Below are 18,492 nucleotides of genomic sequence, written 5' to 3' on the forward strand. Positions count from 1 at the left end.
TTACTCCTTCTCTCTGGACTCTGGCAGATGCCAGAAATCGAAAAAATTAAACCAGTCGAGCGGCGACAGGAGGGCGTAATGCTCCAGCCGCTGCGCGTAGCGATCGACGGTCTCCTGCAGCGCCTGCTGGCGTTCGCCGCGCGGCAGGCGCAGCGGGTCGGCAAACGGTTCGCTGTGCAGGACGAGCTTACCCTGCTGGCGCAGGGCAAAAATCAGCACCACCGGGCAGCGCAGGATGGAGGCCAGGATAAACGGCCCCTGTGGGAACGGCGCTGGCTGGCCCATGAACGGGCTCCAGATCACCCGCCACTCGCCGCCACGCTGCGGATTCACCGCGATGCGGTCGCCCACAATCGCGACCCATTCTCCCCGCTCAAGCTTCTCTTTGATGGCAATCGCGGTGTCCGGGCCGATGTCGGTAACCGACATCAAATTCACGCCCGCCTGGGGCGCCATTTCGCTCATGATTTGCTTAAAGCGCCGGGCGTTTTCGCTGAAGACCAGGGCGGTGATAATTTTGCTGCCGTCCAGCTGGGCCAGCGCCCGGCAGGCCTCAACGTCGCCAAGATGCGAGGCCAGCAGCAGCTTGCCCTGCGGCGCCGCGATATTAAGCGTTTCGCTCGCGCCGGGGGCAAAGACCACGTCGCGATCAAACTGCAGCTCACCGCGCCAGCTGGCGACTTTATCCAGCATCGCGTTGCCGAAGCGCATGAAATGGAAAAAGCTGTTGAGCCGCGGGGGAACGGGCATGTTCCGCTGACGCAGTTCTTGCTTCACTCTCTCAATCCACTGCCGCGAGGCCAGCCGCGCCGGACGTGCGATAAGCCAGTACACGCCTATCACCGGCCACAGCAGCACGGTAAAGGCCCGCCGCCCCATCAGCTTCCAGACGCGCAGCATCAGGCGCATGCCCCACAGGCCCTTGACCTCGTCCTGCTGCGCCCAGTGCTGGCGGCGTCGACGGAAAAGCAGGCCGGGCATGCGGGGCAGCATGCCGAAGAACAGCCGGGTATGCATCAGGGAGATCCGCACGTTATCTTTTAACGCGTCGAAGTGGGACAACCCGTCCTGCGGGTAGGTGACCCGGGTCGGCAGAAAGACGCTGGCGTTGCCCTGCCAGTAGAGACGGACCATCACTTCGGTGTCAAAGTCCATCCGTTTGCCGAGCGTTTCACGCGCTGCCAGCCGCAGCGTGGGCGAGACCGGGTAGACCCGAAAGCCGCACATGCTGTCTTTAAGCTGCAGGGATAAGGTCTCAATCCACACCCAGACGTGGGTTACCCAGCGTCCGTAGAGCCGCGAGCGCGGAATGGAATCATCGTAAATGGGCTGGCCGGAGATCAGCGCGTCCGGGTGGCGCTCCGCCAGCGCCAGCAGTTTGGGGATATCTTCGATGGCGTGTTGACCGTCCGCGTCCACCTGCACGGCGTGGGTATAGCCCGCGCGCGCGCATTCCTCCAGCCCCCTGATGACCGCGGCACCTTTTCCGGCGTTTTGCGCCAGGCGGACCAGCGTTACCTGCGGCTGCTCCGCCGCCAGGCGCTCGAGCTCCTGACGGGTGCTCGCTTCGCTGCCGTCATCCACCACAAGGCACGGCAGGCCGAACGGCGCGAGACGCGACAGCACGCCGGCGATCATGGCGCCGTGGTTGTAGCACGGGATCAGCACGCAGGGGCGAAAGGTTACTGACATAGCCGAATTTTCCCGCTGCTGGCGGTATGGCGCTCCGCCCCGGCGTGACGCTGGTAGCTGAAGGTCAGCATCTGACGTTCGGCATGCCACTCAAGCACCAGCGTCACCGTGGTTTCCGGCAGCAGAGGCGCCTGGAACTTCACGTTTTGAATGCTGTGAAAGCGGTAGCCCGGCGCCAGTAACGTCGTGGCGTAGTGCATCACCCAGTCAAGCTGCGCAACGCCGGGCAGCAGCGGCTGTACGGCAAAATGGCCCTGAAACCAGAACAGCGCCGCGTCGAGATGCAAAATGATTTCCAGCTTCTCCGGCTGTGTCTGGTGGCGCTCAATTTCATGAATTTTCATGAAATAACTCCTCTAGCTGCGCATAGACACGCTTGTTCATACTGTTTACCGGCATTTCATCGACAATGCGCCAGTAGCGCGGAACGGCGACCGGCTCAAGCCACGGCAGCAGGGCGCGACGCCAGGCGAACTCCTGCGCTTTTTTATCCTGCATATAGCCGCGCTGGCGAACCGCTTCGTCCAGCACCAGCAGTGCGCCAATCCCCTGACGGCCTCCGCGCGTGACCGGCAGCGCAGCCGCTTCGCAAATGCCGTCGAGCTCCAGCAGGCGACGTTCGATCTCGTTAAGCGAGATGCGCTTTTCTTCAATTTTGACCACCCGCCCGCGACGACCGGCGATGCTGAACAACCCCTCGCTGTCGAAGTGCAGGATATCGTCCAGCTGGAGTCCTTCAGCCTCGTGGATCAGTGGCGACGTGACGCGACAGGCTTCATCTTCCTGATGGAAGATAACGCCGGGGAAGGCCAGCCACGGGACGTTATCCTGCTGGCGATGGCGCCAGGCGAGGATCCCGGTTTCGGTACTGCCATAAATTTCATCCGGGCAGATGTTAAGCCAGCCCGCGGTGGTGGAAACGTCACACCAGGGCAGCATTCCGCCTGCTGAAATCAGCATTCTGACGGGCGGCGCGGGCAGCTCCGTATCCAGGCGTTTCAGGAACGCCGGGCTGCTGATGAACAGGTAATGCCGGTCATGAGGAAGGGCGGCCAGCTGCTCGGCGTAGTAGAGCATCGCGGCATGCAGCGGCAGGCCCAGCGCCATCGGCAAGACGATGCGGAAGGTCAGGCCGTACAGATGTTGCGGTACGACCGAGGCGACAACGCTACAGCCGGTCAGACGTTCGCCGAAGCGGTCAGCCAGCAGACGGGCTTCGCGATCCAGGCTGACGATGTGCTTAATCACCCGGCGCGGGGTACCCGTGGAGCCGGAGGTGAACAGTTCAACGAAGCGGCTTTCGTCAATGGCCGGCAGGGGCGCCCAGCGGCGAGCCGTCTGATGGCTGGAGGCCACCACTATCAGCTTGCCATGGAAATCGAGAGAGCGATCGCTCAGAACGCCGCTAAACAACGCCTGCTGTTCTTCAAGCTGCGAGACGCGGCTATGGCCGGGGATGACCGGCGTTTTACCGGCATGCAGCGAGGCCAGCAGCGCAACGATAAACAGGTAGCTGTTTTCAAAGCACAGCGCCCAGCGCTCGCCTTCCTGCTGATGCAGAGTGTCGACCAGCAAGGTCACGTCGTGGCGCAGCTGGCCAAGCGTCCAGGTACGATCGTCAAGCCAGGCAACGGGCATGTCGTCAGGACGGGGCGCGTTTAGCCACTGGCCCAGCGGAAGGGGGTTAGTCATTGTGCATCTCTTTTTTTATCACCCGCTGGCGCACCAGCCACTCGGTCGCCATCAGCGTTCCCATCAGGATGTAGGCCACCATACCGTTCCACAGCGTCCACAGATGCATGTCGCCGTGGAGCACGGTGAACAGCGCCATCGCGCCGTTTCCGATGAAAAAGCCGCACCAGACGAGGGTCACCTTGCGGGTATAGCGCACGCCCTCCGGGGGCAGGTTTGGCTCGCGCAAGCGCGCCAGCCGTTCGACCAGCGGCATCGCGGTCCACAGCGAACCGCCGAACACGGCCAGCATCACAAGGTTGACGACCACCGGGTAGAACAGCAGCCACTGGTGGGTTTTCAGCAGGTAGCTTGCCGCGCAGAGCGCGATGCCCGCGAGCGCCACGCACTGCACCACATACCGCATCGGGCCAGCGTTCCGTCGCGCCTGGCGCAGCCGCAGCAGCAATACCAGCGCCATCACCGGCAACAGCCACTGCAGGCTGTTGTGCGTCAGCCCAAATCCAATCAGGAAGGGCCACGCCAGCAGCATCAGCCCCGTCAGCAGTGGGATGACCGGGAACGTCTGTCCACCACGCACGACGTCTTACTCTTCGCGCAGAAGCTGTTCGACGGCGTCTACCACATCCTGAACGGTACGAACCGACTTGAAGGTTTCCGGCTTGATTTTCTTGCCCGTTTTCTTCTGCAGATGAACAATCATGTCCACCGCGTCAATGCTGTCCAGCTCCAGGTCCTCGTAAAGACGGGCTTCGGGCGTAATGTCCTGCGGGTCGGTTTCAAAGAGCTTGGTCAGAAGGCCGCAGACTTCCTGATAAATGGTTTCTTGTTCAGTCATCGTTCACATCTCAGGCGCGTTGAGCGTTGATAAAGGACGCCAGCGTGGCGACGGAAAAGAAGTGCTGGCGCATCTCTTCGCTTTCGGCAGAAAGCACCACGCCATACTGGTTTTTTACCGCCAGACCCAGTTCCAGCGCGTCAATGGAGTCCAGACCCAGCCCATCGCCAAACAGCGCGGCATCGGTATCAATATCCTCTGCGGTAAGCTCGTCCAGATTCAGCGTGGTGATAATGAGATTCTTAATTTCAAGATAAAGCGCTTGCATCATTAATTCCTGACAAAGATTGAAGGCCTGATGTTAATCGATGCTGCAGATGCCGGTTTAACTGCCTTGCCGCCAGCGCCGGTTCTTGTTCATTTGCATCGTAAAATTCGTCGATGTTCACGCGGTCGCGGACATCCACGGTGAAAACAGGTTTTTCTGGCGGTACATCATACCAGTGACTTTTTTTATCCAGCAGGTGTTCACTACAGTGGATCAGCACCACCCGCAGATCGCTGTTACAGCGCACGGCGATATTTGCCGCGCCGCGCTGGAGGGAGATAGCCTCGCCAAACCGGGTACGCGTGCCTTCCGGGAAGATTAACAGCGTGTCGCCCTGAGCCAGACGCTGCTGGCTGGCCGCGAGCAGGGGCTCGGCTTCGCTGTTAATCAGATAATCCGCCGCGCGGATAACGCCGCTGACAAAGGGGTTGCGCAGCAGCGCGCTTTTCACCAGGCAGTCGGTTTCGGGCATCACCGACGCCAGAATCACGTAGTCAATTAACGTGGGGTGGTTAGCCACCACCAGACAACCCCGATCGCTGCGCAGCGCGTCAAGATTGTGAATGCGATAGTCCAGTACGCCGAGGCCGCGCGCAACGGTCAGGAAGAAGCGGAAGCTGGCCGCAATGCTGCGACGCGCCAGGCGGCGACGGCTGGCGCGGTCGCGCTGGACGATCAGCAGCAGGTTGAACCAGACCAGCGACAGCAGCAGCCCGCCCACGCCAAACAGCGCGAAGCAGAAGCCGGTCATCACCAGACGCCATAACCAGTTGATACGAGCAGCCAGGCGGTTCATGCGCGCGTCCATTGCCACAGCAAACGTTCGCCGGGCACCGCAAACTGACGTTCCTCGCTGAGATAGCGCTGCAGGAACATCAGGCTTTGCGGCAGGGCGGGTTCTTCACCCGTGCTGCCGCTGTGGGTTTCACACTGCAATCCGTTGCCGGATTCAATCACCAGCGCCAGCGCGTAGGGCCATGTGGGCATCTGCGGCGGTAGCGCCGGATGGTAAAATTCCGGCAGCGCGCCGTCAAAATCGACCAGCAGGACGCGGGAATAGCCCGCATGCAGCAGGCTCAGCACTTCACATAGGGCCTGCTGGAAGGTGTCCAGCCCGGCAGAAATGGATGACGAGACGATGGCCTGGCGTGCGGTGATCGTGAGATTGCCCACCGCGGAATTGTGCACGGACATCGCGAAGTCGGTGGGTGAAACGGACTGCCCGGTCGCCAGAGCATGCAGAATACGGTAGTTGCGCTCCAGCTCGCCGTGGCGGCTGGAATAGACGACGGCATCAATGGCGTGGTTTTGCAGCATGGCAAGACCAATATCCACCGCCAGCTTACTGCCTGAATTGAGGCGGCGCGCGGTCATCATGGGTAAAGCGGTCAGGCGGGGAAGCGGGGCCGCTGGGTCAACGGCCAGCTGCAGGCGCGACCATGCCTGCCACTCTGTGGCATCGCTGAGTCCTGGCGCTCTCGCCTGCCAGTCGATAATGTTCAGTGAAAATTTCATCTACGCGCGTCCGCGAAAAAAAACCGTATTCAAAGGGCAGACTGGGCCACCCGGCAGCTAAGCTGCTCTATTGTTCACGTTTGGTGCATATCAGCAGGGTATGACCGACCCCAAGGTTGTCCAGCCGCTGTTCAACGCTGAAACCTGCGCTCTCCAGGTAGCGATAGAACTTCTCTACGCTGTAAAACCGGCTATTGCCATTCGCCATACAGGTGAAATAGAGCGAGGTGGCATTCAGGCTGAAAGAGGCTGCTTCAAATTTCTGAGCATCCCAGAAAAGCTCCATGATGCACAAACGTGCGCCTGGCTTCATGGCCTGCGCGACGCGCGTCAGCATGGCGACAATCTGATCCGGAGAGAAACAATCCAGGAACTGGCTCATCCACCAGACGTCGGCGTCACCCGGCAATGTTGCTGGGCTAAGCATATCGACAGCATGGAATGCAATACGATGAGAAAAACCTGCTTTTGCGATGTTTTCCTGCGCCAGCGCTATCTGCTGCGGCAGATCGAGGATCGTCACGGCAACATTTTCGTCATAGCGGCAGCAGCGTAACGACCATTTACCCGTATTTCCGCCCACATCGTACAATTTTGTCGGCGAGCTTGCGAATATATATGGCAACGCAGCGTCAAAAGCGGCGTCAGAATAGTAATGATCGAAGGCGAACCAGCTCTCTTTCGCCGGAGCAGGTAATTGGGATAACGCCGGGTAGATGGTTGGCCAGTTGCCAAACACGGCTAATCCGGCAGGTTTTTCCTCCTGCAGGGCGTCCGCCAGGTGAAATAGCCCCTGGTAACAAACGTCCTGGGTGAAATCCATATTTACGCGGGTCATTTCGTCGTGCAGTAAAAAATGGCCCACTTTCGCCAGGAAATAACGTCCATTCTGTTGGGTAACAATTCGACCGCTTAATCCCATATCCAGCAGTACGCTGACGCCATAGCTGCCGAGCGTGCTGTGTTCGGTTATTTCCTCGAGGCTTGCCCCTTTTTTACCTTGTTTATCGAGCCAGGCGAGAACGCCTGAGTTACGCAGACAAAGCGCAGTCTGGAATAACATCGGGGCAAAGGCGATGCGCTGCGCTTCGGTAATGGCATCCAGTGCGCTGAGTGTGTCCTTTTCGTACATTCCTGCGTAACCTTTGAGGCTAATAAAAAGAGGTTATCGGGCCATACGCGGCCCGACTTTAGAAAAATATTACAGCGCGGCGCCAGCGGAGAGGTTCAGCTGAATATCGTGGTCGAGGTTATTTACCCAGCGGTTATAATTTTTGTGAATTTTACCGTCTGCCGCTTTCAGGTTAAGGCTGTTTTCATAGTTGATTGAATAGCTTGTGGCCGTGTACGGAATACTCACCTGGACCGAGTGATCGCGTGACTGTAGACGCCCCTTAATCATTCCCGGGCCGGTTTCCGTCATGATCCAGTCGCGTTTTTGGCCTGCTTTCAAAATTGCCGTTTTTACCTGATCGGCAGTATGGCCCGCGCTAACAATAGAGTGAACCTGAGCAATTGGGGCGGTACGCGCGCAGCCTGCCAGTGCGCCAACGAATACGGCAGCAGCACACCATTTAACGATCTTTTTCATCAACAACTCCATATCAATAATAACAATTAAAGGTAGTGTTTTTTACAAATAATATTCATCCGGCTTTTTGTTATCGCCGGGTGTATTTTTTAATCAATATTAATGTTTACATTACGTTGACGCGAAGACGGGCATAATAACATGGAAAATAAATAAGAATTTCATTTTTTATAATTTGCGTTAAATCATGAGTTGCGTTTGAACGTAATGCGCGCGGCGTAATTAAAAACAGAATGAGTATCGCCTTAACGCAAATAAAAATACCGCGACGGATTAGGGACGCGGTAATTTACGGTGTATTACTGACGGTTTAAACCTACCTGTACAGGTAGGTCGGTTAGCCGGGTAACCGGCTTTTCGGCCTCCCCGGCCCGAGCAGGATCGCCAGCTTGCTGCCGCCTTTGGTGGTCTCCATCCAGATTTTACATACGCTGGTCAGAGGAACCGACAGCAGCATACCGACCGGGCCCAGCAGCCATCCCCAAACCAGTAAGGATAAAAACACCACCAGCGTCGACATGCCCAGACGGTGTCCCATCATGCGCGGTTCAAGAATATTGCCCAGCACCATATGCACGACGAGGAACAGCGCGCCGACCAGCATGCATTCGTAGAAACCGTTAAACAGAAACGCCTGAATCATCGGCGGCACGGCGGAAAGCACCGCGCCAATATTGGGCACGTAGTTCAGCAGAAAGGCCAGCACGCCCCACATCAGCGCGAACTGCACGTCCATCAGCATCAGCCCCAGCCAGACAATCACCCCGGTCCAGACGCTCAGGAGCGTTTTCAGCGCCAGATATTTGGAGACGCCCTTCAGGGCCCGGTGTAACCCGGCAATGTGAATTTGCGGATTGTTCAGCGCAAAGCGCAGCTTATAGGGTACGTGGCGAACTTCGAACAGCATAAACACCACCGTCATGACCAGCAGCAGAATGCTGGCCATCGCGCCGGAAAGCCCCGTCATCAAGGTGGTGGCGTAGGTCATGACCTTCTCGGAGTCCATCCTGCGCAGCATCCGTTCGGGTGAGATATGCAGATTGAGGAATGGCACCATCTCCTGCAGCGCGACAATTTTACGCGTCAGCTCTTTGTTGTACTGCGGCAGCATGGTGGAGAATTCGCTCAGCGATGCCGCCAGCACGCCGAAGAGCGCCGTCAGGCCAATCAGCATGACAATAACCACGATGGTGATGGCTACCGGACGGCTGACGCCCCGGCGTAAAAACCAGGTGACCAGAGGATTAAGCACAATGGCAAAAAAGAGCGCCAGCAGGAGCTGAACAATAATGTCAGCGGCAGCATGGATACCCGCAAGGATAACCACCAGACAGGCGAGTTTTAATAAGATGTGGAGTCCTGCTTTGTCGGACGGGTTAGCGATCATGCGTGTTCCTTAATATGATGACCCGATAAGTGTAGTGCCCGGGCTTCGCTTCGTCTGGCACCGTTAATCTGAAAGTCGGGGCTGATTTTCTTATTGCGCCGTGGTAATAGTGAAACACTGTTGTAAAAAATCCAGGTAGAACCCCATGCCCGAACCTGCCGCTGAACCGGCACTGAGCGGACTGCGCCTCAATCTGCGCATCGTTTCCGTTGTGATTTTCAACTTTGCCAGCTATTTGACCATCGGCCTGCCGCTGGCGGTCCTGCCGGGCTATGTCCATGACGTGATGGGCTTCAGCGCCTTCTGGGCGGGGCTGGTGATTAGCCTGCAATATTTCGCCACGCTCCTCAGCCGCCCGCATGCCGGGCGCTACGCGGACGCGTTCGGTCCAAAAAGCATCGTAGTGGTGGGGCTGTGCGGCTGTTTTCTCAGTGGCCTGAGCTACCTGCTGGCTGCCAACACCAGCCACTGGCCGCTGGTCAGCCTGGCGCTGCTCTGCCTGGGCCGCGTCATTCTTGGCATCGGGCAAAGTCTGGCGGGAACCGGCTCGACGCTGTGGGGCGTGGGGGTGGTAGGCGCGCCGCACATTGGCCGGGTGATCTCCTGGAACGGGATTGTCACCTACGGTGCGATGGCGCTCGGGGCGCCGCTCGGCGTGGCCTGCTATGCGCTTGGCGGGCTGTATGGGCTTTCCATCACCATTATGGCGGTCGCGCTGCTGGCAATCCTCTTTGCGCTGCCGCGCCCGAAAGTGAAGGCCAGCAAAGGCAAGCCGCTGCCGTTTCGGGCGGTGCTGGGGCGCGTCTGGCCGTACGGCATGGCGCTGGCGCTGGCGACCACCGGCTTCGGCGTGATTGCGACCTTCATTACCCTGTTCTACGACGCCAAAGGCTGGGACGGCGCAGCCTTTGCGTTAACCCTGTTTAGCTGTGCGTTTGTTGGCGCCCGCCTGCTTTTCCCTAACGGCATCAACCGTCTTGGCGGGCTGAATGTGGCGATGATCTGCTTTGCGATAGAGATTATCGGGCTGCTGCTGACCGGAATTGCGATGGTGCCCTGGGTCGCGAAAGTGGGTGTGTTCCTCGCGGGGGCAGGCTTTTCCCTGGTCTTCCCGGCGCTGGGCGTGGTGGCGGTAAAAGCCGTGCCGCAGCAGAATCAGGGGGCGGCGCTGGCGACCTATACGGTGTTTATGGATATGTCTTTAGGCATTACCGGCCCGCTGGCGGGGCTGGTGATGGCCTGGGCAGGGGGTCCGGTAATCTATCTTGCCGCGGCGGGTCTGGTGGTGATTGCGCTGCTGCTGACGTGGCGGCTAAAAAAATGGCCCCCGGTGCAGGCACCGGAGGCCACGTCATCGTCGTGAAGCGTTACTGGATCACGATGGTGTTAATGATGTTTTCAGCAGCCGTCTGCGCTTTCTGCTGATCTTCCGCTGGCAGAGTGATCTGCAGGGTCAGCAGTTTGTTATCAACCTTGCCCAGCACCACAGAAGAGTAGGCGGTCTGGCCTTTTGCAGAGATGATGCTGTCGAGCTGTTGCAGCGTGTGGCCTTTCAGCTCGATGGATTTATTGGTCACGACCTGCAGCTGCGGATCGCGGCCGCGCTGCTGATCTTCCAGACGTTTGGACAGGACGGCCAGGTCTTCGCTGGTGTCGTCGCCCACAATCACAATGACCGCTTTTTGCCCGGTTGCGTCGGAGTAAACGTGCATGTTGTTCGCCTGGGTGCCCAGCTTGCCGCTCTGATCGGTCATATCGGCTGGCAGAGAGAAGCTGAGTTTGCCATCCATCAGATTCACCGGCTGGCCGGTCGCGTTGCTCTCTGCGGATGCGCCCTGAGCAGGCGTTTTCGTGTCGCTGTTATCACAGGCTGCAAGACCCACAACCAGCAGGCCAATCCCGACATATTTAACCAGATTGCGCATTGACTTCTTCCTTTCGATAAACGGCCATAACGGCTCATTCGCTCATCTTATCACAACTGATAAAGCGAACCCTTAACCAGCCTGCAATGCCGTGATTTCAGATTTATCTGCCAGCCTTTTCAGCAGCATATTGAGCAGCACGCCGTACATCGGCAGGAAGAACACAATGCTGATAAGGACCTTGAAGCAGTAGTCCACCAGCGCGATTTCCATCCAGTGTTCGGCCATGAACGCATCCGGGCTGCGCCAGAAGGCGATGAAGAAGAAGGCCAGCGTATCGCTCACGTTACCGAACAGCGTGGAGGCGGTTGGCGCCATCCACCAGCGATGATTCTGACGCAGGCGGTTAAACACATGCACGTCGAGGATCTGCCCCAGCGCGTAGGCCATAAAGCTTGCCGCGGCGATACGGGCAACAAACAGGTTGAAGTGGGTTAACGCCTCAAAGCCCTGCCAGCTTCCCATATAAAACAGTGACGAAACCACGTACGAGATGAACAGCGCCGGGAGCATGACCGAAAAAATAATACGGCGAGCCAGCGGTGCGCCAAAAATACGCACGGTCAAATCCGTCGCGAGGAAAATAAACGGGAAGCTGAATGCGCCCCAGGTGGTATGAAAACCAAAGATGGAGATTGGGAGCTGCACCAGATAGTTGCTGGAGGTGATCACCAGCAAATGGAAAAGCGAAAGCCAGAACAACGCTTTTACGCGCTGTGATTCAGAAAACGACGTCATATTGTGACCTTTTTATACGTTGGGGTGAGGGAACCCAATAAAAACCGCAGCATGATACTGCTTTGGCAGGACATTGCAATGGTTAGTTTTTACGCAATCGTTAACCTGGTTTGCATTGATCGCAACCGGGCGTAAACTACAGCCGTTTTTACCAGACCGAGAAGACCATGACCGACCTGTTTTCCAGCCCAGACCACACTCTTGATGCCCAGGGCCTTCGCTGCCCGGAACCGGTAATGATGGTACGCAAAACCGTGCGCAACATGCAGACCGGTGAAACGCTGCTGATTATTGCCGACGACCCGGCCACGACCCGCGATATTCCCGGTTTTTGTACCTTTATGGAGCATGAGCTGGTGGCACAGCAGACCGAGGCGCTGCCGTACCGGTATTTGATTCGTAAGGGGTAGATGGGCTGGCGTTGCTGTAGGTCGGGTAAGGCGAGGCCGCCACCCGACGAATATGTGTCCTCTGCGGCCTGATGCCCTCACCCCGCCCCTCTCCCACGGGGAGAGGGTGCAAACACTAAAAACGGCAATCTTTGATTGCCGTTTTGCGTTTACCTAGCCTTTCATCCACGCGCGGATCCCGTCCAGGAACATCTGCGTTGCCATCATCACCAGAATCAGCCCCATCAGGCGCTCCAGCGCGTTCACCCCTTTCTCACCCAGCAGGCGCAGGAACAGCGACGACTGCAGCAGGATAATAAACGTCCCGCCCCAGGCGATCAGCAGGGCAATCACCAGATGGCTCATCTGGTTCGGATACTGATGCGACAGCAGCATCAGCGTGGCCAGAATGGTCGGCCCGGCGACGAGTGGAATCGCCAGCGGCACGATAAACGGCTCTTCACCCGCGGGCAGGCCGCTGCTGCTGCCTTCCGCGCTTGGGAAAATCATCTTAATAGCAATCAGGAACAGAATAATCCCGCCGGAAATCGACACGGTTTCGGCGCGCAGGTTCAGGAACGCGAGAATTTTTTCACCGGCAAACAGGAAGATAAACATCACCAGCAGGGCGATGAGCAGCTCGCGGATCATGATCGCCCGGCGGCGCTTCGGCTCGGTGTGCTTCAGCACCGACATGAAGATAGGCAGGTTTCCCAGTGGATCCATAATCAGGATCAATAAAACCGCCGCGGAAATGATTTCACTCATCTTTAAATTATCCCTGATACTTAGTAGTGTTATTCCGATGATTAGCGCTTTTTCTGATTGCCGGGCAATCATCGATTAATTTCGCTTGCGACTTTGGCAGCATTTTGTAATGTGAAGCATATCCCAGTTCAATACTGGCTTGCACAATCAGCACACACCCTCAGCAGGAAAAAAATGCTATGAAAAACGTTGGTTTTATCGGCTGGCGCGGTATGGTCGGCTCTGTACTCATGCAACGCATGGTTGAAGAGCGCGATTTCGACGCTATCCGCCCGGTCTTCTTCTCCACTTCCCAGCTCGGCCAGGCTGCTCCGTCCTTTGGTGGTACCACAGGCACGTTGCAGGATGCTTACGATCTGGAAGCGCTGAAGGCACTCGACATTATTGTGACGTGCCAGGGCGGCGATTATACCAACGAAATCTATCCAAAGCTGCGTGAAAGCGGCTGGCAGGGCTACTGGATTGACGCGGCTTCTTCGCTGCGCATGAAAGACGATGCCATCATCATTCTCGACCCGGTGAACCAGGGCGTCATCACCGACGGCCTGAACAACGGCGTGAAAACCTTTGTCGGCGGTAACTGCACCGTCAGCCTGATGCTGATGTCCCTCGGCGGCCTGTTCGCGCAGGATCTGGTGGAGTGGGTCTCCGTGGCGACCTACCAGGCGGCGTCCGGCGGCGGCGCGCGTCATATGCGCGAGCTGCTGACCCAGATGGGCCAGCTGCACCACAGCGTCGCAACCGAGCTGGCAAACCCGGCGTCCGCGATCCTCGATATCGAACGTAAGGTCACTCAGCTGACCCGCAGCGGCGAGCTGCCGGTGGATAACTTCGGCGTACCGCTGGCCGGTGGTCTGATCCCATGGATCGACAAACAGCTGGATAACGGCCAGACCCGCGAAGAGTGGAAGGGCCAGGCTGAGACCAATAAAATCCTTGCGACCGCGAACACCATTCCGGTTGACGGTCTGTGCGTGCGTATCGGCGCGCTGCGCTGCCACAGCCAGGCCTTCACCATTAAACTGAAAAAAGATGTGTCTATTCCGACCGTGGAAGAGCTGCTGGCCGCGCACAATCCGTGGGCGAAAGTGGTGCCAAACGATCGCGATATCACCATGCGCGAGCTGACCCCGGCTGCCGTTACCGGCACGCTGACCACGCCGGTTGGCCGTCTGCGCAAGCTGAACATGGGGCCGGAGTACCTCTCCGCGTTCACCGTCGGCGACCAGCTCCTGTGGGGCGCCGCCGAGCCGCTGCGCCGCATGCTGCGCCAGCTGGCGTAATAATTTGTTAACTACCGGGGGTGATTTTCACCCCTTTTTTTTGCGTACTACATGGAGTAACACGCGTATGTCTTATTTTTTATCAGGAGTCATCTAGAGCGTTGGCTATGCTTTAAGGAAGAGTCATTTCTTACCTGAGGTTCGAACGGAGCAGAATGGATGCACATTTTTGTGCTGTCCCGTTCAGGTCACATTAAAAGTCGTCCCGGAGCGCTTAAAAAGGACGACATAAAAAACAGGATGAATACCATGTCCGATCGTGTGGATAGAGACGTGATTAATGCGCTTATTGCGGGTCATTTTGCTTACCCCTTTTCTGTGCTTGGGATGCATCAAACTGAGGATGGCCTTGAAGTTCGGGCACTGTTACCGGATGCCACAGAAGTCTGGGTGATTGAGCCCAAAACCGGCCGCAAGGTCGGTAATCTTGAATGCCTCGATTCCCGTGGCTTCTTCTCGGGCGTAATGCCCCGCCGTAAAAATCCTTTTCGCTATCAGCTCGCCGTTCTCTGGCACGGTCAGCAAAACCTGATTGACGATCCTTACAGCTTTGGCCCTCTGCTTAAAGAGATGGACGCCTGGCTGCTCTCCGAAGGAACGCATCTTCGCCCTTATGAAACGCTGGGTGCCCATGCCGATACCATGGACGGCATTACCGGCACGCGATTCTCTGTGTGGGCGCCTAACGCCCAGCGCGTCTCCGTTGTCGGCCAGTTCAACTACTGGGACGGTCGCCGCCACCCGATGCGCCTGCGCCGGGAAACCGGCATCTGGGAGCTGTTTATCCCCGGAGCGCACCCCGGGCAGCTTTATAAATTCGAGATGATCGACGCCAACGGCAAGCTGCGCATCAAAGCCGACCCGTATGCCTTCGAAGCGCAGATGCGCCCGGATACCGCGTCGCTGATTTGCGGCCTGCCGGAGAAGGTCGTCCAGACGGAGGAGCGCAAACAGGCCAACCGCTTTGATGCGCCGATCTCTGTCTATGAGGTACACCTTGGCTCCTGGCGTCGCCATACCGATAACAACTTCTGGCTCAGCTACCGGGAGCTTGCCGACCAGCTGGTGCCCTACGCCAAATGGATGGGCTTTACCCACCTTGAACTGCTGCCGGTCAACGAGCATCCGTTCGACGGCAGCTGGGGCTATCAGCCCACCGGGCTGTATGCGCCAACGCGCCGCTTCGGAACGCGCGATGACTTCCGCTATTTCATTGATGCCGCGCACGCCGCCGGGCTGAACGTCATCCTCGACTGGGTGCCGGGCCATTTCCCGTCGGATGATTTTGCGCTGGCAGAGTTTGACGGCACGAAGCTGTACGAGCACAGCGACCCGCGCGAAGGCTATCACCAGGACTGGAACACGCTGATCTATAACTACGGTCGCCGTGAGGTCGCAAACTATCTGGTCGGGAATGCCCTGTACTGGATCGAGCGGTTTGGCATTGACGCCCTGCGCGTCGATGCGGTGGCGTCGATGATCTACCGCGACTACAGCCGCAAAGAGGGCGAGTGGATCCCGAACGAGTTTGGCGGCCGTGAAAACCTGGAAGCGATTGAATTCCTGCGCAATACCAACCGCATTATCGGCGAACAGGTGGACGGTGCCGTGACCATGGCGGAAGAGTCGACCGACTTTGCGGGCGTCTCCCGTCCGCCGTCATCAGGCGGCCTGGGGTTCTGGTATAAGTGGAACCTGGGCTGGATGCACGACACGCTCGACTACATGAAGCTGGATCCGGTTCACCGTAAGTATCATCACGATAAGCTGACGTTCGGGATGCTCTACAACTACACCGAAAACTTCATGCTGCCGCTGTCGCACGATGAAGTGGTGCACGGCAAAAAATCCATTCTCGACCGCATGCCGGGCGACGCGTGGCAGAAGTTTGCCAACCTGCGCGCCTACTACGGCTGGATGTTTGCCTTCCCGGGCAAGAAACTGCTGTTTATGGGCAATGAGTTCGCCCAGGGACGCGAGTGGAACCACGACGCCAGTCTCGACTGGCACCTGCTGGAAGGCGGCGACAACTGGCACCACGGGGTGCAGCGTCTGGTGCGCGACCTGAACCTGACCTACCGCCACCACAAAGCGCTGCACGAGCTCGACTTCGATCCGTACGGCTTTGAGTGGCTGGTGGTGGACGACCACGAGCGCTCGGTGTTTGTCTTTGTGCGTCGTGACAAAGCGGGTAACGAAATCATCGTCGCCAGCAACTTCACGCCGGTGCCGCGCGAACATTACCGCTTCGGCATTAACCAGCCGGGCAAATGGCGCGAGATCCTGAATACCGACTCGATGCACTATCACGGCAGCAACGCCGGTAACGGCGGGCTGGTCCAGAGCGATGCCATCGAAAGCCACGGGCGACCCAACTCCCTGAGCCTGACGCTGCCGCCGCTTGGCACCATCTGGCTGATGCGGGAGGGCGAATGACGCAGCTTACGGCAGGTAAACCCGAACCGCTCGGCGCGCGTTTTGACGGAAAGGGTGTCAATTTCACCCTCTTTTCCGCTCACGCTGAGCGGGTAGAACTGTGCGTGTTTGATGGGGAAGGTAACGAACACCGTTACGATTTACCCGAGCGCACGGGGGATACCTGGCACGGCTACCTGGCCGGAGGACGGCCAGGCATGCACTATGGCTTTCGCGTACATGGTCCGTGGGATCCGGCGCAGGGGCACTGGTTTAACCCGGCGAAGCTGTTGATTGACCCGTGCGCGCACCGCGTGGACGGCGAATTTAAAGACGACCCGCTGTTCCACGTGGGCTACGGCGAGCCCGACCACCGCGACAGCGCGCCCGTCGCGCCAAAAAGCGTGGTGGTAAACGATCTTTATGACTGGGAAGACGATGCCCCGCCGCAGACGCCGTGGGGCAATACCGTTATTTATGAAGCCCACGTCAAAGGGCTGACGTACCTGCACCCGTCGATCCCCAAAGAGATGCGCGGCACCTATAAGGCGCTCGGGCATCCCACCATGATTGCCTACCTGAAACACCTCGGCATCACCGCGCTGGAACTGTTGCCCGTGGCCCATTTCGCCAGCGAGCCGCGCCTGCAGCGGCTGGGGCTAAGCAACTACTGGGGCTACAACCCGCTGGCGATGTTCGCGCTTGAGCCACGCTATGCCGCCCATCCGGAAAAGGCGCGTGACGAGTTTCGCGATGCGGTGAAGGCGCTCCATACGGCGGGCATTGAGGTCATTCTGGACGTCGTGCTCAACCACAGTGCTGAAAGCGATCTCGACGGTCCGACGCTCTCCATGCGCGGAATTGATAACCGTAGCTATTATTGGATCAGGCAGGATGGCGATTATGAGAACTGGACCGGCTGCGGTAACACGCTCAACCTCAGCCATCCGGCGGTCACGCATTTTGCTTATGAATGCCTGAAATACTGGGTGGAGACGTTCCACGTCGACGGTTTTCGTTTCGATCTGGCACCCGTGATGGGGCGCACGCCAGCGTTCAGCCAGCAGGCGCCGCTGTTTGAGGCGATAAAAAACTGTCCGGTGCTCTCGCAGGTGAAGCTCATTGCCGAGCCGTGGGACATCGGGGAAGGCGGTTATCAGGTCGGGAATTTCCCGCCGCTGTTTGCCGAGTGGAACGATCACTACCGCGATGCCGCGCGCCGCTTCTGGCTGGAACGGAATCTGTCGCTGGGGGAGTTCGCCGGACGCTTTGCCGCTTCAAGCGATCTCTTTAAGCGCGACGGCAAACGCCCGTCGGCCACCGTCAATCTGTTGACGGCACACGACGGTTTTACGCTCAGGGACTGCGTTTGTTTCAATCAGAAACACAATGAGGCAAACGGCGAAGAGAATCGCGATGGTACTAACAATAACCATAGCTTTAATCATGGTATAGAAGGGTTAGGCGGAAGCCTTGACGTCATCGAGCGGCGACGCGCCAGCGTTCACGCTTTGCTGACAACGCTTTTATTGTCGCAGGGCACGCCGATGCTGCTGGCAGGCGATGAACACGGCCACAGCCAGCACGGTAACAACAATGCGTATTGCCAGGACAACACGTTAACCTGGCTCGACTGGGGTGAAGCCAACAGCGGGCTGATTCATTTTACCGCTGCGCTGATCCATCTTCGCCAGCAGATCCCCGCGCTGACCGCCGACCGCTGGTGGGAAGAGGGTGACGGCAACGTTCGCTGGTTGAATCAAGACGCGCAACCGTTAAGCGCGCAAGAGTGGCAACACGGCGTACCACGCCTGCAAATCCTGCTGTCGGATAAATGGCTGGTCACGCTGAACGCGACGGATGACGTCGCAGAGATTGTTTTACCTGAAGGGGAATGGCGAGCTGTTCCCCCCTTTGCCGGAGCGGATAATCCGGTAGTAATGGCTGTCTGGCACGGGCCTGCGCACGGAGTGTGCGTATTCCAAAGATGA

General features: G+C 58.1%; 19 protein-coding genes. 5 read left to right on the forward strand and 14 right to left on the reverse strand.

All coding sequences use genetic code 11. The features are described from left to right. The 11 genes from UR289_RS15760 to UR289_RS15810 all read right to left on the reverse strand — a co-directional run bounded on the left by UR289_RS15760 (position 1) and on the right by UR289_RS15810 (position 8,983). Positions 1 to 1,692, reverse strand: a complete 1,692-nt coding sequence (locus UR289_RS15760; RefSeq protein ID WP_320710855.1) for a glycosyltransferase family 2 protein — start codon at positions 1,690 to 1,692, stop codon at positions 1 to 3. Further along, complete coding sequence (locus tag UR289_RS15765; protein WP_033146841.1) at positions 1,683 to 2,036, reverse strand: hydroxymyristoyl-ACP dehydratase; 354 nt, start codon at positions 2,034 to 2,036, stop codon at positions 1,683 to 1,685. The genes UR289_RS15760 and UR289_RS15765 overlap by 10 nt, the downstream gene beginning before the upstream one ends. Then, entirely contained in the window at positions 2,023 to 3,384 is a 1,362-nt protein-coding gene (locus UR289_RS15770) for an AMP-binding protein (protein WP_320710858.1), read from the reverse strand. The genes UR289_RS15765 and UR289_RS15770 overlap by 14 nt, the downstream gene beginning before the upstream one ends. Next, a complete protein-coding gene (locus tag UR289_RS15775) occupies positions 3,377 to 3,916 on the reverse strand; it encodes a hypothetical protein (protein ID WP_198922235.1) in 540 nt (179 codons plus the stop codon). Before UR289_RS15775 ends, UR289_RS15770 begins: the two co-directional genes overlap by 8 nt. A 54-nt stretch (positions 3,917 to 3,970) precedes the next feature. Continuing rightward, a complete protein-coding gene (locus tag UR289_RS15780) occupies positions 3,971 to 4,222 on the reverse strand; it encodes an acyl carrier protein (RefSeq protein ID WP_320710861.1) in 252 nt (83 codons plus the stop codon). A 10-nt stretch (positions 4,223 to 4,232) separates the two neighbouring features. Continuing rightward, positions 4,233 to 4,490 carry a phosphopantetheine-binding protein gene (locus tag UR289_RS15785; protein WP_008503081.1) on the reverse strand — a complete coding sequence of 86 codons (258 nt, stop codon included), beginning with the start codon at positions 4,488 to 4,490 and terminating at the stop codon, positions 4,233 to 4,235. Beyond that, the gene (locus tag UR289_RS15790; RefSeq protein ID WP_033146839.1) at positions 4,471 to 5,286 is read right to left on the reverse strand and encodes a lysophospholipid acyltransferase family protein; all 816 of its coding nucleotides are present in this window, start codon (positions 5,284 to 5,286) and stop codon (positions 4,471 to 4,473) included. Before UR289_RS15790 ends, UR289_RS15785 begins: the two co-directional genes overlap by 20 nt. Further along, complete coding sequence (locus UR289_RS15795) at positions 5,283 to 6,005, reverse strand: beta-ketoacyl synthase chain length factor (protein WP_246946743.1); 723 nt, start codon at positions 6,003 to 6,005, stop codon at positions 5,283 to 5,285. The genes UR289_RS15790 and UR289_RS15795 overlap by 4 nt, the downstream gene beginning before the upstream one ends. Before the next feature lie 67 nt (positions 6,006 to 6,072). Next, complete coding sequence (locus UR289_RS15800) at positions 6,073 to 7,137, reverse strand: methyltransferase (RefSeq protein WP_094934879.1); 1,065 nt, start codon at positions 7,135 to 7,137, stop codon at positions 6,073 to 6,075. Positions 7,138 to 7,206: 69 nt separating this feature from the next. Then, positions 7,207 to 7,596, reverse strand: coding sequence for a hypothetical protein (locus UR289_RS15805; protein ID WP_023309518.1), 390 nt, complete (start codon positions 7,594 to 7,596; stop codon positions 7,207 to 7,209). 337 nt (positions 7,597 to 7,933) lie between these two features. Then, positions 7,934 to 8,983, reverse strand: coding sequence for an AI-2E family transporter (locus UR289_RS15810; protein WP_032662225.1), 1,050 nt, complete (start codon positions 8,981 to 8,983; stop codon positions 7,934 to 7,936). Between the two features lie 145 nt (positions 8,984 to 9,128). Between UR289_RS15810 and UR289_RS15815 the strand changes: the two genes are divergently transcribed. Beyond that, the gene (locus UR289_RS15815) at positions 9,129 to 10,346 is read left to right on the forward strand and encodes an MFS transporter (protein ID WP_320710866.1); all 1,218 of its coding nucleotides are present in this window, start codon (positions 9,129 to 9,131) and stop codon (positions 10,344 to 10,346) included. A 4-nt stretch (positions 10,347 to 10,350) separates the two neighbouring features. Here UR289_RS15815 and UR289_RS15820 read toward each other — a convergent pair whose 3' ends face one another. After that, entirely contained in the window at positions 10,351 to 10,908 is a 558-nt protein-coding gene (locus tag UR289_RS15820) for a DcrB family lipoprotein (RefSeq protein WP_023309515.1), read from the reverse strand. Between the two features lie 72 nt (positions 10,909 to 10,980). Further along, positions 10,981 to 11,646, reverse strand: coding sequence for a 7-cyano-7-deazaguanine/7-aminomethyl-7-deazaguanine transporter (locus UR289_RS15825; RefSeq protein WP_023309514.1), 666 nt, complete (start codon positions 11,644 to 11,646; stop codon positions 10,981 to 10,983). 167 nt (positions 11,647 to 11,813) lie between these two features. Between UR289_RS15825 and tusA the strand changes: the two genes are divergently transcribed. Beyond that, a complete protein-coding gene (tusA, locus tag UR289_RS15830; RefSeq protein ID WP_008503071.1) occupies positions 11,814 to 12,056 on the forward strand; it encodes a sulfurtransferase TusA in 243 nt (80 codons plus the stop codon). A gap of 153 nt (positions 12,057 to 12,209) precedes the next feature. Here tusA and yhgN read toward each other — a convergent pair whose 3' ends face one another. After that, on the reverse strand, positions 12,210 to 12,803 hold the full coding sequence (gene yhgN / locus UR289_RS15835; RefSeq protein WP_003861574.1) for an NAAT family transporter YhgN: 594 nt from the start codon (positions 12,801 to 12,803) through the stop codon (positions 12,210 to 12,212). 179 nt (positions 12,804 to 12,982) lie between these two features. On the opposite strand from yhgN, the gene asd reads away from it, so the two are divergent. The 3 genes from asd to glgX all read left to right on the forward strand — a co-directional run bounded on the left by asd (position 12,983) and on the right by glgX (position 18,492). After that, positions 12,983 to 14,086: an aspartate-semialdehyde dehydrogenase gene (gene asd / locus UR289_RS15840; RefSeq protein ID WP_032662235.1), complete on the forward strand. Its 1,104-nt coding sequence runs from the start codon at positions 12,983 to 12,985 to the stop codon at positions 14,084 to 14,086. Positions 14,087 to 14,335: 249 nt separating this feature from the next. Continuing rightward, positions 14,336 to 16,522, forward strand: coding sequence for a 1,4-alpha-glucan branching enzyme (gene glgB / locus UR289_RS15845; RefSeq protein ID WP_320710870.1), 2,187 nt, complete (start codon positions 14,336 to 14,338; stop codon positions 16,520 to 16,522). Further along, positions 16,519 to 18,492, forward strand: a complete 1,974-nt coding sequence (gene glgX, locus UR289_RS15850; RefSeq protein ID WP_032662237.1) for a glycogen debranching protein GlgX — start codon at positions 16,519 to 16,521, stop codon at positions 18,490 to 18,492. The genes glgB and glgX overlap by 4 nt, the downstream gene beginning before the upstream one ends.

The organism is Enterobacter sp. 302C9 (genome assembly GCF_034106085.1).
In the GTDB taxonomy this organism is placed as follows: domain Bacteria; phylum Pseudomonadota; class Gammaproteobacteria; order Enterobacterales; family Enterobacteriaceae; genus Enterobacter; species Enterobacter asburiae_B.